At 52.6% G+C, this 15,874-nt stretch carries 11 protein-coding genes; 4 read left to right on the top strand and 7 right to left on the bottom strand.

The genetic code is table 11. The features are described from left to right. Positions 1-9 precede the first annotated feature (9 nt). Positions 10-690: a TIGR00153 family protein gene (locus ELY33_RS02640; protein ID WP_126943534.1), complete on the bottom strand. Its 681-nt coding sequence runs from the start codon at positions 688-690 to the stop codon at positions 10-12. A 134-nt stretch (positions 691-824) separates the two neighbouring features. On the opposite strand from ELY33_RS02640, the gene ELY33_RS02635 reads away from it, so the two are divergent. Further along, positions 825-1,733 (top strand): CYTH domain-containing protein, encoded by a 909-nt coding sequence (locus ELY33_RS02635; protein WP_126943531.1) that lies wholly within the window; start codon positions 825-827, stop codon positions 1,731-1,733. 29 nt (positions 1,734-1,762) lie between these two features. After that, positions 1,763-2,680, top strand: coding sequence for an ion transporter (locus ELY33_RS02630; RefSeq protein WP_126943528.1), 918 nt, complete (start codon positions 1,763-1,765; stop codon positions 2,678-2,680). Between the two features lie 130 nt (positions 2,681-2,810). Here the strand turns inward: ELY33_RS02630 and ELY33_RS02625 are convergent, their stop codons facing one another. Both ELY33_RS02625 and ELY33_RS02620 read right to left on the bottom strand, forming a co-directional pair. Continuing rightward, positions 2,811-3,434, bottom strand: a complete 624-nt coding sequence (locus ELY33_RS02625) for an L-threonylcarbamoyladenylate synthase (RefSeq protein ID WP_126943525.1) — start codon at positions 3,432-3,434, stop codon at positions 2,811-2,813. A gap of 63 nt (positions 3,435-3,497) precedes the next feature. Then, positions 3,498-4,445, bottom strand: a complete 948-nt coding sequence (locus ELY33_RS02620; protein WP_126943522.1) for a PHP domain-containing protein — start codon at positions 4,443-4,445, stop codon at positions 3,498-3,500. Positions 4,446-4,624: 179 nt separating this feature from the next. Between ELY33_RS02620 and ELY33_RS02615 the strand changes: the two genes are divergently transcribed. Both ELY33_RS02615 and mnmC read left to right on the top strand, forming a co-directional pair. After that, a complete protein-coding gene (locus ELY33_RS02615) occupies positions 4,625-4,924 on the top strand; it encodes a YciI family protein (RefSeq protein WP_126943519.1) in 300 nt (99 codons plus the stop codon). Positions 4,925-5,093: 169 nt separating this feature from the next. Beyond that, positions 5,094-7,103 carry a bifunctional tRNA (5-methylaminomethyl-2-thiouridine)(34)-methyltransferase MnmC2/FAD-dependent 5-carboxymethylaminomethyl-2-thiouridine(34) oxidoreductase MnmC1 gene (mnmC, locus tag ELY33_RS02610; protein WP_126943516.1) on the top strand — a complete coding sequence of 670 codons (2,010 nt, stop codon included), beginning with the start codon at positions 5,094-5,096 and terminating at the stop codon, positions 7,101-7,103. Here mnmC and ELY33_RS02605 read toward each other — a convergent pair. The 4 genes from ELY33_RS02605 to smc all read right to left on the bottom strand — a co-directional run bounded on the left by ELY33_RS02605 (position 7,097) and on the right by smc (position 15,843). Next, positions 7,097-7,369, bottom strand: coding sequence for a YheU family protein (locus tag ELY33_RS02605; RefSeq protein ID WP_126943513.1), 273 nt, complete (start codon positions 7,367-7,369; stop codon positions 7,097-7,099). The genes mnmC and ELY33_RS02605 overlap by 7 nt on opposite strands. A 5-nt stretch (positions 7,370-7,374) precedes the next feature. Further along, positions 7,375-9,429: an NAD-dependent DNA ligase LigA gene (ligA, locus tag ELY33_RS02600; RefSeq protein WP_126943510.1), complete on the bottom strand. Its 2,055-nt coding sequence runs from the start codon at positions 9,427-9,429 to the stop codon at positions 7,375-7,377. Positions 9,430-9,518: 89 nt separating this feature from the next. Further along, positions 9,519-11,459 carry a cell division protein ZipA C-terminal FtsZ-binding domain-containing protein gene (locus ELY33_RS02595; protein WP_126943507.1) on the bottom strand — a complete coding sequence of 647 codons (1,941 nt, stop codon included), beginning with the start codon at positions 11,457-11,459 and terminating at the stop codon, positions 9,519-9,521. A gap of 892 nt (positions 11,460-12,351) precedes the next feature. After that, a complete protein-coding gene (smc, locus tag ELY33_RS02590; protein WP_126943504.1) occupies positions 12,352-15,843 on the bottom strand; it encodes a chromosome segregation protein SMC in 3,492 nt (1,163 codons plus the stop codon). Between the last annotated feature and the right edge of the window lie 31 nt (positions 15,844-15,874).

Below are 15,874 nucleotides of genomic sequence, written 5' to 3'. Positions count from 1 at the left end.
GGGATCCCCTTAGCGTGCGGTCAAAATCTGCAGGCGGCTGCCCACGCGTTCTGCGCGATCGGATAGTTCGCCGACCCAATCGATAATCTTGTAAAGAAAGATCACATCAACCGGGGGAAGCTGGCTTTCAAGCGCAAACAACTGTCGCCGAATGTTCACCTGCTGATCATCCGCTTGGTGTTCAAGCGTGTGCAGCTCGCGAATCATTTTGTGCATCACATCGGAAACATTGCGCCCAAAACCGGACTCAAGCAGATCTTTTAGCTCTTCTAACGCTTGGCGTGCCTGAGCCACGCAAGCCACACTGGTGCGAATATAATCACGCATGGGGTCGGCCAACTCATCGGGTACCCGCATTTTACGTCCCAGCATAATGCCGGTAATGTCGCGCACCTTATTGGCGATTTTATCCTGCACACTGATAAGGTCGAGCAAGTCAGAACGCGAGACGGGCAGGAACATCGTATTGGGCAGGTTAAGCCGTAGCTCTGTTTTCAACGTATCAGCGTCATGCTCTAAGCGAGTGACGTTTTCACGCAGTTCAGCTGCGGTATCCCAGTCTCCGACAAGTGATGCCTCAAAGAAAGGCAACAGTTGATCGGCACATTCATTTGCTTTAACGATGTGTGCCAGCAGCGGCTGGAATGGCGAGCGGCCAAACATCGCGGAAAAAGGGTTGGAGGTAACCATAGTGCCTTTAGCCTGTTTTCGGTGAGCCTGGAAATGGCGGCGCCAGTATAAAGAGTGCGCTCGCTGCCGTCATAAAAAGTTCACAATGTCATCAAAAATTAACTAAAACGTCACAATAAAAGGTGGCTAATGTCATGAAAAATTCTGTCTATACTTCGGATTCTAAGTCAGCACCTACCGAAATCGAGCTTAAACTCGCCGTTGCGACAGCCCAGATCGATACGTTGCTATGTCACGCCGCACTCGCTGAACCACCTCAACAGCAGCACCTTGCGAACACCTATTTCGATACCTCTGCAGGTGATATGGCGAATGCACGGATTGCTGTGCGTTTACGTCAAATAGATGATCGCGTGCTACAAACAGTGAAAACCGCAGGCCACGGTGGCGGCGGCCTTTCCACCCGGCATGAGTGGGAGTGGCCAGTTTCTGGCCTACAGCTTGACCAACATGGATTGGCCGCCCTACCGCCTTTCGAAGGCTCGCTTGGCACAAAGATTTCAGCGCTACGCCCTGCATTACGCACCGACTTTACTCGGCGCAGCTGGCAAATCGACTGGCAGGGTAGCCATATCGAGCTAGTGCTGGACGAGGGGGAGATTGTCAGCGGTGGTGCTCAAGCGGCTATTTGCGAGGTCGAGCTAGAACTCAAAGCGGGTGAATCTGAGGCCCTCTGGTTGCTGGCTTTGACGCTTGCAGAAAGCGTCCCGCTGCGCCCTTCTGACACCAGCAAAGCTGCTCGCGGGAATGCGTTAGGCGCGCAGCAATGGCCACTACCCAAGGCTAAAACACCGGCTCAGTGGCTACACAGGGCTACGGTGGCACTAGATGCTTATCACGACAGCGGTCTTGCAGAGCACTTAACCACCGCGCAGCAGGCGTTAACGACACTGGCCGCCCACTCGCAGTTGGATGAAAACTCCCGCCATCAGGCTCAAGCGATGACCAAAGCACTGAGTGACAACGGCCAGCCAACGGCTGCTTACGGCGTTGCTGCGTTAACGCTGGCGTATCGCTTCGCCTATCAAACAACGCTACGCTAGCAGCATTCAGCCCATTTCAGGATGACACGATGAGTTTTCACTTAACTCCCGGTGCAGAAGGACTTCGCACACGTCTTTTCCATATTATTTTTGAGTCGGACACGCCGGGATCAAAGGCATTTGATATTGCACTGATTATTGCCATCTTAACGAGCGTCGCCGTTATTTTGCTGGACAGCGTAGAGAGTTATTCAGATCGCTTTGGTCACATTTTTTTCTATGTGGAGTGGATGTTTACTCTGCTGTTTACCGTCGAACTTGCAGTAAGAATCTACTGCCTTGAACGTCCTACTATTTATTTGAAAAGCTTTTACGGTGTCGTGGATGTAATTGCGATCATCCCCACCTGGCTGGTGCTATTGGTGCCTGGAGCCCACGGGTTAGTCATCGTTCGTTTACTGCGTGTACTGCGCATTTTTCGTATTTTGCGCTTAATGGAGTTTGTTGGAGAAGCGCGTCTGCTACTGGATGCGTTAAAACGCAGCTTGCGCCAAATACTGCTGTTTTTTTGCAGCATTTTTATGGTGGTAACGCTCTTCGCGGCACTGATGTACACCATCGAATCGCCAGAAGCTGGCTTTACCAGCATTCCTATGTCGATGTATTGGGCGATTGTCAGTATGACTACCGTGGGCTATGGCGATATTGTGCCAGCCACCTCAGTGGGCAAAGCCATCACAATGATTTTGATGCTGATGGGGTACTCGATTATCGCTGTGCCTACCGGGGTATTTTCCGCTCAAGTTCTCCGCTCTATTCGCGAAGATCGTTATTCAGAAGAAGCCTGCCCTGGCTGTGGCCATGACCGCCATGAAAAACGCGCTCACTACTGCCTGCGGTGTGGCACATGGTTGGATGAAGAGAGCGAAGACCCGCGCAAGAAAGAAGAGAAAAAAGACGACGATCAACAGAAAGGCGGCGATCAAAACACATCGCAAGATTCTTGAAGCCAGGAAGAAGTCGCTTTAGCGGGCACCCTATTCCCCTGGCAATCCAGGGGTGAGGTGTATGCCTTTCGTGCTAAAGCGGCTTCCTGCGAGTTTAGGCAGCCTTACATTACCCAACTTCCAAACACGCCTAGGATTCAAACGGCGTAATATCGCCGCGGCCTTCCCGGACAATTTTGGGCGGCAGGTCACGGAGGTCAATCACGCTTGTGGGGTCAAGGTGGCAGGCACCGCCATCGATAATGGCATCAAGATGCGCCCCAAAGCGGTCACGAATTTCTTCAGGATCACTCATTGGCAGAGAATCCCCTACTGGAATCAGCGTAACGCTCATCAGTGGTTCGCCAAGCGCATCAAGTAGCGCGTGGGTAATACGATGATCGGGTACCCGTACGCCAATGGAACGGCGCTTCGGGTGCAGCAACAGGCGCGGCACCTCTGTGGTGGCGTCCAAAATAAAGGTGTAAGGGCCTGGGGTATAGGCTTTTAGCAACCGAAATACTGCGTTATCCACTTTAGCGTAAGTGCCAATCTCGGAAAGGTCCGAACACATCAGCGTGAAATTGTGCTTATCGTCTAGCGAGCGCAACCATTTAATTTTCTCGATGGCCTTTTTTTCGCCCAGATGGCAGCCTAACGCATAGCCTGAATCGGTCGGATATGCGACCACACCCCCTTTGCGGATGACTTCTATGGCTTGATCAATCAAGCGTTTTTGCGGGTTTTCGGGGTGAATCTGAAAATATTGACTCATCGCTTGCTCCTGCTCGTGGGCATATCGTTGTCCAATAAGTGTTTAGGTTAACCGATACGTGGTTTAAGACCCAGCACCTAACATACCACTGGGCGCATCGCGCAGATGAACCAAGCGCGGGTGCTCCCAAATAGGCGGCGCAGCGGTGCGCGGTATCAGGCTCATACTGCCAGGGGCGGCGTGACTGCCAGGAAAATGAAAATCGCTGCCCATGGAGGCATATAAATCGCGTTCCACTAATTGCCGAGCAAGATCACGTGTACTGTCAGGATTTTGCTGGCCACTTACTAACTCGACGCCCTGCCCCCCTGCGGCTTGAAAAGTATCCATTAGCAAACCGCGCTTGCGCCGAGTAAGCCCATAGCGCAACGGGTGCGCCAGCACCGCCACGCCGCCTGAAGCCACCACCCAGGCCACTGCGTCACTGATTTCCGGCCAATGGGCTTTTACATCGCCTTTCTTGCCGCTACCTAAATAGCGTTTGAAAGCACCTGTCCAGTCAGCAACAACACCTTCAGCGACTAGCGCACGGGCAAAGTCGGGCCTACCTAAAGGACGATCGCTACCTGCTTGGGCGCGCGCCTTTTCCAGCGCATTAGGTAAGCCCATTTTTTCTAATCGCTCGGCAATTACTTCGGCGCGCTTAATACGCGCTTCACGCTGCTGTTCAAGCCCTTCTATCAGTGGTCCTTGCAAGCCGCCAGGCATAAGCGCCACGACGTGAATATTGATTCCCTGCCAACGCGTGGATAACTCGCAGCCAGGAACTAAGCAAAGCCCAGCTTGCTGAGCGGCGATGCCGGCCTCTTCAATGCCATCCATCGTGTCATGATCGGTCAGCGACATGTGGGTAAGACCACGTTCAGCACACAGCTTCACCAGCTCAGTAGGCGTGAGCGCGCCATCAGACACGGTGGAGTGCATGTGTAAATCCACCGTGTAACGCTGGTCGGCATCAAACACGCGGGGAAGATGGTTCGCAGGAAAATAGTTCGCAGCAAATAGGGGCATAAGCATGACGCCGTGTGGCGAGTTTGTCAGAATAAGGTGGTGTGAATAAAAAGTGGTGTGAACAAAACAGGCATCCTGTTTTCCTTTAACGGTACACAGGCGTTCGCTATGGTGCGCGCTTACAAGGGCGCGGTCAATTCGACACTGGACAACCGCCCCAGCATTCAAGGAGTTACCCCATGCTTTACGCTATTATGAGTGAAGATGTATCCAACAGCTTGGAGCGCCGATTGGCAGCCCGCCCAGATCATCTTGCCCGCCTGGAAAAGTTGCGCGATGAAGGACGCTTGGTCTTAGCTGGCCCCCACCCCGCTATCGATACCGATAACCCAGGTGATGCTGGCTTTAGCGGCAGCCTAGTCGTTGCCGAATTTGAGAACCTTAATGATGCACAAGCATGGGCTGATGCTGACCCTTACATTATTGCTGGGGTCTATGCCAAGGTAATTGTTAAGCCGTTTAAGAAAGTTATGCCTTGACCAATAAAGGCGAATGTGAGGAGTCCGCCTTCTTTTTCACAGAGCCTGTGGAAAACTCTGTGAAAACTCGGCGGACGCTTTTCTCTAAGCGAGAGATAACGCCCTTATCAACAAGTTGGTTATTTTTTAACCAACTCTGATTCCTTTTTTATCGGCATGGGATAACTGCGTGACCCAACGCTCCACTGATCTGCCCCCGCTCGCGGCATTATCCGCCCCTTCACTCACTTGGAACGAAACGTCTCCTCATTCAGACGCCTTCGACGATGTGTATTTTTCTAGAGAAAACGGGCGCGCTGAAACCGAGCACGTCTTCCTGGGGGCAAATCAACTTCCCAAACGCTTTAAAGAGTGGCAGCAATCACGCGCATTTGTGATTGGCGAAACGGGCTTTGGCACTGGGCTGAATATACTCTGCGCGTGGGATTGTTTCGAACAATACGCACCAAGCACCGCGCGTCTACATCTATTATCCACTGAGAAATTCCCACTCAACCGGGCATCTCTTGAGCGGGCTCTAAGCGCTTGGCCTTCTTTAGCACACTACGCGCAGGTGCTGTGCGCTCAGTGGCCTGAAGCTGTTAGCGGCATTCACCGCCTCCATCTCAACGATCGTGTCACCCTTGACCTGCACTTTGGCGACACCACCGAACGATTGACCCTGCTAGACGGCCTCGTCGATGCCTGGTTTCTAGACGGCTTCGCGCCCTCTAAAAATCCAGAAATGTGGCAACCAGAACTGTTTGAGGCCATGGCTGCGCGCTCCCGTCCTAGTGCCACATTTGCCACGTTCACCTGTGCAGGCATCGTCAAACGGGGATTAAAAGCAGCAGGATTTAACTGGCAAAAAGTAGCCGGGTTTGGGCGTAAGCGGGAAATGTTAGCGGGCCATATCGACACGCCGCCTAACGACACCCGCCGCCAATCCACCCCATGGTTCACGCCGCCTGCGCCAAGGCCCGCTAATCATGTCGCCGTGATTGGGGCAGGTATAGCCGGTTGCAGCGTGGCAGCGGCGCTAGCCAAGCGGGGTATTCAGGTAACGGTCATCGAGCGCGACGCGCCCGGTGCGGGTGGTTCCGGCAATCGCCAGGGGGCTCTGTATGTAAAGCTCGCAGCGGAAACGAATAATCAGAGTCGATTCTATTTATCAGGCCTTCTCTACAGCCAGCGCTGGCTTAGCCAGCAGGTTCCACCATCATCGGAAACGCCGCTGTGGCAGCCATGTGGGGTTGTACAACTCGCATTAGGCGACAAAGAAGCCGTTCGCCAGCAACGTTTTATGGCACGCCATCCGCTGCCAGAAGCGGTGGTATCTGCTCAAACTGAGAGGCTTAGCGAACTGGCGGGTGTGCCTGTCTCAGCACGCCATGGACTTTTTTATCCCCAGGCAGGTTGGGTGCGCCCTAAACTGCTCTGCGAACAGCTGTTACAGCACGCTAATATCACCTGGAAACAAGGGGAAGTGACGAACCTGCAGCAGCACGCCAACACTTGGCAGGTCGAACTAGCCAGCGGCGAAACTCTGACCGCTGATCATGTTGTGGTGGCCAATGCGTCGCTGGCTAACCGCTTTGAGCAAACCGCAGCGCTTCCGTTACAGCAAGTTCGTGGTCAGGTGAGCGAGGTCAAGCTTCCCAAGGGGGTTCAAGGCCCACAACGGGTGGTGTGCGCTGGCGGCTATGTGTCGCCGCCGGTAGAAGACGTGCTGACGTTTGGGGCAAGCTTTGTGCCCAATAACGCCACAAATGAGGTCACCCCAACAGACCACCAGCGCAATATTGATGAATTGCGCCAAGCACTGCCTGACTGGGTCGCCGCGCTTGAGACTGCTGGCGTAATGCTAAGCCCCGACACCCTTGCAGGCCGCGCTGCCGTTCGGGCAGCAAGCCCAGACAAAAGCCCCTACGCCGGCCCAGTGCCCCATGCTCAGGCATGGCAGCAGGATTACGCGGCATTGCGAAAAGATGCGTCTAACGTGCCTGACATTCACGGTGAGCACTGTTCGGGGCTGTGGATATCTACCGCACACGGCTCTCGGGGCCTTGCCAGCGCCCCGCTCTGCGCCGAGGTCATTGCCTCACGAATCTGCGATGACCCAATGCCGCTAGAGCTATCGCTAGTGGATTATTTGCACCCAGGACGGCGGATTATCAGCGCACTAATACGCGCTCAGTAATCACCTTCTTCCTCATCATCGGCAAGATCTCGCCCGAAGGAGCGCCACTGGGCAAGAGTCATCACTTCAGTCATTTCCAACTCAAGATCGTGAGCAATAATCAGCTCGTGACGCTCAAGCTGCTGCTTCAGCTCGACCACCCAGCCATCCATGCCCGCGCCAGTATCGGTGGTATCATAGCCCTGACGAGTCACAAATGCTTCAAGCAAAGCATCCAATGTTTCCGGCGGCAGCATGCGCGCAGGCACTTCTATAAAACGGCTCATTCACTCTACTCCCATGCAGCTAGACGTTCGATAAAGGTGGCTTCATCGATCACCTCAACGCCCAGTTGCTCTGCTTTGGTTAACTTACTGCCTGCGGCCTCGCCCGCCACAAGGCAGGTGGTTTTCTTTGAAACACTGCCAGCCACTTTAGCGCCTAGTGCTTGCAGCCGCGCTTTGCCTTCATCACGGGTCATGGTGTCCATCGTGCCGGTAAGCACCCAGGTTTGGCCCGCCAAGGGCGTCGGGCCTTGCGTAATTTCACTCTCTTGCCAAGTGATACCAGCATCAAGCAGTGCTTCCAGCGTTTCTAAATTATGGGGTTGACGGAAAAAAGTGTGAACATGAGTAGCGACAATCGGGCCAACATCATTAACGGCTTCCAGCGCTGCTTGATCAGCATCTTGCAGTGTTTGTAGGGTACCAAAGTGGCTGGCTAAATTTGCCGCAGTGGCTTCGCCTACTTCGCGAATACCTAAGGCGTAAATAAAGCGTGCCAGCGTGGTGTGCTTAGCCTTATCCAGTGCATTTACCAAGTTAGTGGAGGACTTTTCTCCCATACGCGGCAGCGTCTGCAACTGCGAAGCCGTCAGGTGAAATAAATCCGCAGGGGATTTAACCCAGTCCAGATCGACCAACTGTTCAATCAGCTTCTCACCTAACCCATCCACATCTAGCGCTTTGCGGCTGACAAAATGCTTTAGCGCTTCTTTACGTTGAGCAGCACAGTAAAGCCCACCCGAGCAGCGAGCTACCGCTTCGCCTTCCAATCGTTCAATATCCGAACCACACACTGGGCAGTGCACAGGAAAGGTAATGGCACGCGCCTGCGCAGGGCGTTTGTCGATATCGACCCGCACCACTTGGGGAATCACGTCTCCCGCGCGACGAATGGCCACTGTGTCACCAATCATCACCCCTAGGCGATTAATTTCATCGGCGTTATGCAGCGTGGCGTTAGATACTGTCACACCAGCAACGGTGACGGGCGCTAGTCTGGCGACCGGGGTAATCGCGCCGGTACGGCCTATCTGAAACTCGACATCGTTTAACGTCGTGACTTCTTCCTGGGCAGGAAACTTAAACGCGACTGCCCAGCGTGGCGCGCGAGCCACAAAACCAAGCTCTCGCTGGTGGCGCAGGTCGTTGACTTTGATCACGACCCCATCAATGTCGTAACCCAACTGGTCGCGCTTTTCTCCCAACTGCTCGCAGTAGTCAGCCACCAATACGGGGCCACTGACGGTGCGAAGCTCTGCACTGGAGAGAAAACCCCATTTTTTAAGCCTTTCCATTTGCTGGCTATGGGTTGTCATTGCGCTATTGCCCATTGCGCCATCGTCAAGATTCGCCATATCGATTCGGGCAACTTGATAGGCATGAAACTCCAAGGGCCGAGTTGCGGTAATGCGCGGATCAAGTTGACGCAGGCTGCCAGCCGCCGCATTGCGCGGGTTAGCGAAGACCTTGCTACCTTCTTCCCTGGCGCGATCATTAAGCGCTTCAAAGCCGGCGTGGCGCATAATAACTTCGCCACGCACTTCTAATAACGCTGGAATATTACTCCCCATCAGCTTTAATGGCACAGAGCGCAAGGTGCGTAAGTTCGACGTAATACCTTCGCCGGTACGGCCATCTCCGCGTGTTGCGCCACTAACCAGTATGCCTTGCTCGTAAACTAACGATATTGCAGCACCGTCGAGCTTTGGCTCACAGCTAAATTCAATATCTTCAGCCTGGCACTCCAGTCGTTCAGCCACTCGCTCGGCAAACGCAGTAATATCGTTACGACTGAATGCGTTATCCAAGGACAGCATAGGGATCGCATGAGCGACCTCAGGGAATCCTTCTGCCGGTGCTGCGCCAACCCGCTGAGTAGGGGAATCTGGTGAGACTAACTCAGGGTGTTTAAACTCCAACTGCTTCAACCGCTGCAGCTTGCGGTCGTAGTCTGCATCGGTCAGCTTAGGTTCATCTAAGATATAATAACGGTAATTAGCGTCATCCAACTCGGCACGCAGTCGACTAATTTCTTCCAGATTCTTTTGCTCAGGCTGACTCATTCAGATATTCCGACATACAAGAAAACAGGTGTGTAGTAACAAAAACACCCGCCTTCTTGAGGAAGGCGGGTGTTGAAGCGACGCGGCGTTTAGCGTGCCTGCATATGACGATGCAGGCGATGGCGACGTTCAAATTCATGAACGCGCTGGCGCGCAAACTCAATGGTTTGTGCCGTCATCACGCTACGGTTTTCATCTTTAAGTTCACCGCCCATATGGCGTACAACAACCATTGCTGTTTCAACCATTGCTTCAAACGCTGCAGAACTATCTTCAGCGCCAGGAAGTGGCATCAGGAACGTAATGCCAGGGGTCATAAACTCACCCATTTCTTCAATGGGAAACGTACCCGGCTTAAGTACATTCACCATCGAGAACTGCAGTTCGCTATCGAAGCTTTCCGTTTCAAAACGGTGGAAGACACCCATTTCACGGCTATAACGAAGACCGCAGGCCATGATTAACTCAAGCAACTTCGTACCATCAAAACCTTCAGGCTCCCGAGAAAGCACGCTGATCACCACCATTTCAGAAGCATCGGTAAGCGTATCTCTGGCGTGCTCGCTATTAACATCGTGACGAAGCGCTTTTTCTAGCGTGGGATGCGTGCGGACCACATTATCTCGGTACCCTGTTTCAGCTTCGTAATCGTCGTAGTCATCCACATCGTGATAACTATTGTCCTGATAACTATTGTCGTGCGCAGAAATCGTTGGTTCATTAAATTGCGCAGTTTCACGCTCAGCGGCGGCGGCCACAGCAGCAGCCTCACGTGCTTCAGCTTGCTCTTGGGCAATACGAGCTTTCTCGGCTTCAGCTGCTTCTTTTGCTTCACGGCGCTGTTGTGCTTCGAGGGCTTTGCGCTCAGCTTCTAGTGCCTTACGCTCTGCTTTCTGCTTAGCTAGAGCTTCCGCACGTTTAGCTTTCTCTGCTTTCTTACGCGCTTTTTCTTGACGACGCTCAATTAGGCGACGCTTAAAAGAACGCCCAATGCCTTCAAAGTCTACTAAGCGATATTCATCAACTTCATCGTCATCTAACTCTCGGTCTTCACCAACCGTGTCTGAACGCAATTGACGGCGCTTGGGAGTGTCAGAGTAGTGATGCTGGGCAAATACAGCATCTTCAGGTTCGGCTCTTAGCGTCGGCTCTGGGTCTACGCTCTGGCGAGCTGCCGCGTTGGCTTCTTCTGCTGTTTGTTCGGCTGACGTTACTGTGCTTGGCGACGCTGGACCGGGCGTTGACGTAGCTTGTTCTTCCGTTACTGCTAACACCGCTTCTGCGCGGTTATTAGCTTCAATATTAGAAGAATCTTGAGCGACCGCAGGCTCTTGCTCGACGCCTGGTTTTACTTTTTCGACGTGTGCTCTATCAACAGCCTCTTCTTTATCAACATCCGCATTCTGAGCATTGGTGCTTGTGGTTAGGCGAACAGCGTCAGTCTGCTGAGTTTCAGAGCTAGCGACATTGTTAGAATTTTCGTCAACCATAAATACACTTGGCTCCCGGCGCTCGGGTTCAGGAATAGCAGACTTGCCTCGCGTGTGCTCGACTGAGGCGATATCTAACTGAACTGATGAATGATCCGCCGAGCTGGGATGCACGCTAGCTGACGATTGACTGTGTTTTGGAGACTCTGCTTCACGGGACTCATTATTTCGAGACCATGATGAAAAATGCGCGTTGGCTTTTGACTTAGCTGAATTAGCAGAGTTAGAGAAAGAGCGACGGAATTCAGACAGCACTTTGGAGGGCCCTGGGTGCTCTTGGCGCTCCAGCTTAGGTTTTTGCCCAAGGTTGCTATAGTCCGCAGGTTTGACAACCCGTGCGCCACCGTTAGGCAACTCCCAATTTATTTCGGCTTCTTTGACTTCATCATTAAATTCTTCGTATTTAGCGGCTGGCATATCTCTGCCTGCTTGATCCAGACGGGGCACACGGCGTTGGCGCTGAAGCCTGCGAATACCGTCAACAACAATGAGCGATACCAGTGCCAGTCCTAGAATGATTAACCACTCTCTTAGTTCCATGTCGAGCATTCCATGGGTCAATATACCGGTTGCAAAGGCACTATGCCTTGTGAAGTAACATATCCGATGTTAGCTAATTGTCACCAAGCATAGCGCGGTTGCTACGAAAAGGGCCACTTTTTGAAGTTTTTCACGCTTCAACATCGTAACAGATGATTTCGAACAAAATATTCGACTGTATCTACCCAAAAAAGTGCCGTTTTAGCGCTAATATATACCGATAGGGCTCATCATCACATCAATTGTTCGCTGTCACCAAGGGAGATTTTCGTTTCCTTGCTCGCTTTTCACACCTTAATAAAATGAGCCCACATCCGAACGCGTATAACGAAACGCCACTGTCTTACAAAGACTGATCTGCAAAGACTACCCTATCGACGGCCGTTCTCAGGAACGGTTGTCAAAGAAGTTATTAAAAATGCTCCTTAGAAAAACGCCTCCGTGAAGAACGTACTTTATAGCTAATGAAATCATAGCACATATGTTTTAAACCCTTAACTGACACCGAATGAAGATAATAAAAGTTCACATTTCGGCTTTATCTGCTTTAGATAAATATGCATGCTGAGTTACAGAGAGCACTTTACTTGGCGGCGTCGCCAGCGACATGAAGACCCCTGAAAAACAAAAAAGTTATAAAAATAAATTACTGATAAATATATAATTTTATAATTAAAATAAAAATAAGAGCCGCTGTAAATGACAACTAATGAACGTAGTCTGGGATAGCTAGTCAACGTCGACTATAAAGCAGGAGCTCTCATTATCTATTCAACAAACAACCGAAAACAAGCTCGCTCAACAGCTATTTCTTCACATTTCCCGAGACATTTAAGGAAGGGATTCGTTTAATTCGTTGCAATTGGACGCACAGCTTTTATTGATAAAACCCTTAATCAACTAGCGCTGCAGCCTCATCTATACCCACTGATACCAGCCTCGACACACCCGGCTCCTGCATGGTGACACCCATCAAACGCTCGGCGGCTTCCATAGCGATTTTGTTGTGCGTGATATAGATGAACTGAACGCTTTCCGACATTTCTTTAACAAGCTTGGCATAGCGCCCTACGTTGGCATCATCCAGCGGGGCATCTACCTCGTCCAGCATGCAGAAAGGCGCAGGGTTCAACTGAAAAATCGCAAAAACTAAAGAAAGTGCAGTTAACGCTTTTTCGCCACCCGACAGCAAGTGAATGGTGCTGTTTTTCTTACCTGGCGGTCGCGCCATAATTGCCACACCGGTTTCCAGCAAATCATCCCCGGTAAGCGTTAACCAGGCCGCGCCCCCGCCGAAAACCCGTGGAAATAACGTCTGTAGCCCGGTATTCACTTGATCAAATGTTTCCCGAAAACGGACGCGGGTTTCCTGATCGATTCGTTTAATCGCGCGTTCTAGGGTTTCCAATGCTTCCGTAAGCTCAGCGTGCTGCGCTTCCAGGTAATTACGCCGTTCGGCCTGCTGATCGTACTCTTCAATCGCTGCCAGGTTGATAGCGCCTAAACGACGAATCTTATCTGACGTATTTTCCAATCGTTCTTGCCACGCAACTTCACCGGCATCGCTAGGCAAGTGCTCAGCCAGAGCATCAGGGTCATGGCCCAGTTCTGCTAATTGCTCATCTTGGGTAGCCGCTTTCAGCGCCAGCGCTTGGACATCCATCCGGCGCTGCTGTAATTGTTCACGGCTTTGTTCCAAATTACGTTCATGCTGCTGGCGAGCCAGCTCGTCGTTGCGTAGCTGTTCAGCTAAGGCCTGGGCCTGCTGACGGGTATCATTGAGTCGACGCTCCTGCTGTTCACGCTGGAGCAGCAACGTTTCTAACTCTTCAGCGGCCAATTCATCTGGCTCTATCAGCATTTCCCGTGACTCTTCTAACTCAGCAATACGCAGCGAAAGACGCTCTTCGGTGTCGCTGCTACGACGTTGCTGGGCATGTAGGCTATCCCGCTCAGCATTTAATCGCTCACGTTCTAATGCCAGCGCCTGCTGACGCGCCTTCATTGGTGCATGCTGTTGATTCAATTGGCCGCGCTGCTCACGCTGTCGGTTGCGATGCTCAGCACTGGTTTCACGGGCTTCGGCTGCGGCTTCTAGTTGCTCCATCGCGGCATGCCACCGAGCACGCTGCTCTTCTAACGTGAGCGCTAACTCCACTTCATCTTCTTGTAACTGGGAAAGTTCAGCATCCAGCTCAGTAGCGCGGCTCTCTAAATGCTCTAGGCGTTGAGCCAGCCGCTGCTCTTTCACGGCAAGTTGCTGTAGCGCGACGGCATGGGCTCGCTCTTGTTCGGCCTGTTGCTCACGCGTTTGCTCAAGCGCTTCAATGGCTTCGCTTGCGGCTTCACACTGCTCATCCATTAACGCTAACGCACCTTCATCTTGGGCGAGACGGGCGTTTAATTCATCAAACCGACGGCGTGTTACCAGCAGTGCATCGACGCCTTCACCGTTGGCCTGCTGATGCAGCCAGCCATGCCCACGCCATACGCCTTCTCGGCTGACAATGCTTTCTCCTGGCGCTAAGTGAGCTAACAGCGCCTCAGCCTCGTCGTTCGTTTCGGCATAGTGAATCCGTGATAACCATTCTGCTAACGCGCCAGCTCCTGACACCAGCGAATTCAAGCGCTGTGCTGATGACGTTGGCGGCTCGGTTTGATCAATTAAGCACCAATCAGTGGCAAGGGCGTTAGGCAGCGCGGTTAGCTGGTTCGCGGTCACTAACCGGGCGTTTAACCACGGCGCAAGCAGCCAGGAAATTACCCGCTCCCAGCCAGAAGCCACACTAATCGCTTCACCGAGGCGAGGTGCATCGGCTAAACCGTGAGCAGCTAATGCGTTGCTTACATTAGGGTCGTGATCTGCCAGAGCGGCATTTATCAATGCCTTTAATGATGCGAGTTCGCCTTGATGTTGACTGAATTCAGCACGCTGTTGATCGCGAGCCTGGGTGGCCTGCTGATACGCATTTTTGGCATCGCTGTAGCGCTGCTGCCACTGGTCACGTTCGGCTTGGATGGCTTCAGTCCGCTGCTCAGCCTCTTCCCGCTGGGCCTGACATTCAGCGTGTTCGCTGCGTAGTTCAGTAACATCCGCGAGTTCGCCACGCTGCTGGCGGCGGCGCTGGTTCTCGGCCTGTAGGCGCGCGATGCGTTGCTCTAAGTCGCGTAACTGGTCTTGGCATCGGTCCGCTTCCCGACTGGCATCGCGCCAGTGGTTTTCTGCATTTTCCCACTGCTGTTCTGCAGCTTCCAGAGTGGGAGTTGCATCAGCTAACGTTTGCTCAAGTGTCTCTAGCTGCTCTTCAAGAGCTTCATGCTCGGGAAGCAAATCCTCTAAACGAGTCTCTATGGCGGCAAGACGTTCCTGGTCGCCTTCGCTGACTTGGCGCTGTTCGTCAAGGTCGCGGTGCGTCGTTGCGATGTCGCTTGCTAACTGAGCCTCACGACTGCGTCGGTGCGCTTGATCTTGCTCCAGGCGGGCAATACGAGTGGTGGTTTCAAAAAACTGCTGCTGGTGGCGATCCAGTATGTCAGCCAATTCATCGTGCTGTTCGCGTGCTTGTTCTAGCCGCGTTTCACACTGACGGACACCAAAGACATCTTTCTCAACCGCTATTTCCAGTTCGCGCACTCGGCTCTCTTGATGAGATTGCTCAGCGCGCAATGCACGCCCGCGCACTAACGCCAGCTCACCTTTTAACCGGTACTCCTGCTGCTTTAACTCTTGATAGCGTTTGGCTGCTTCTGCCTGACGCTTGAGACGTTCGAGCTGTTTGTCCAATTCTTCACGAATATCATCCAGTCGCTCCAAGTTCTCCTGGGTGCGGCGCATGCGATTTTCGGTTTCCCGGCGGCGTTCCTTGTATTTTGAAATACCGGCGGCCTCTTCAAGCGTGGCACGCAGGTCATCGGGACGCGCTTCAATTAGCCGTGAAATCATCCCCTGGCCGATAATGGCATAAGAACGTGGGCCTAAACCGGTGCCCATGAATAGATCGGCGATATCCCGCCGACGGCACTTTTGACCGTTAAAGAAGTAATTGGATTGGCCGTCGCGGGTGACTAAACGTTTTACCGCAATTTCTGAGTACTGAGCGTAAACCCCGCCCATGCCGCCATCGCGGTTATCGAACTTCAGCTCGATAGAAGCTTGACTGATCGGCTTACGCCCGGTGGAGCCGTTAAAGATAACATCAGCCATCGACTCACCACGCAGAGTTTTAGCTGAGGATTCTCCCATTACCCAGCGTACCGCGTCGATGATATTGGACTTGCCACAGCCATTTGGCCCAACGATGGCCGTCATATTGCCATCGAAGGGCACCGTTACTGGATCAACAAAGGACTTGAACCCAACAAGACGAATAGAGGTTAAGCGCATTGCGACCCTTAGCAGCGATTGTTTGCTTGGA

It is taken from the genome of Vreelandella andesensis, assembly GCF_003989795.1.
Lineage (GTDB): Bacteria > Pseudomonadota > Gammaproteobacteria > Pseudomonadales > Halomonadaceae > Vreelandella > Vreelandella andesensis.
This window is presented reverse-complemented; position numbering and strand designations above follow the sequence as displayed.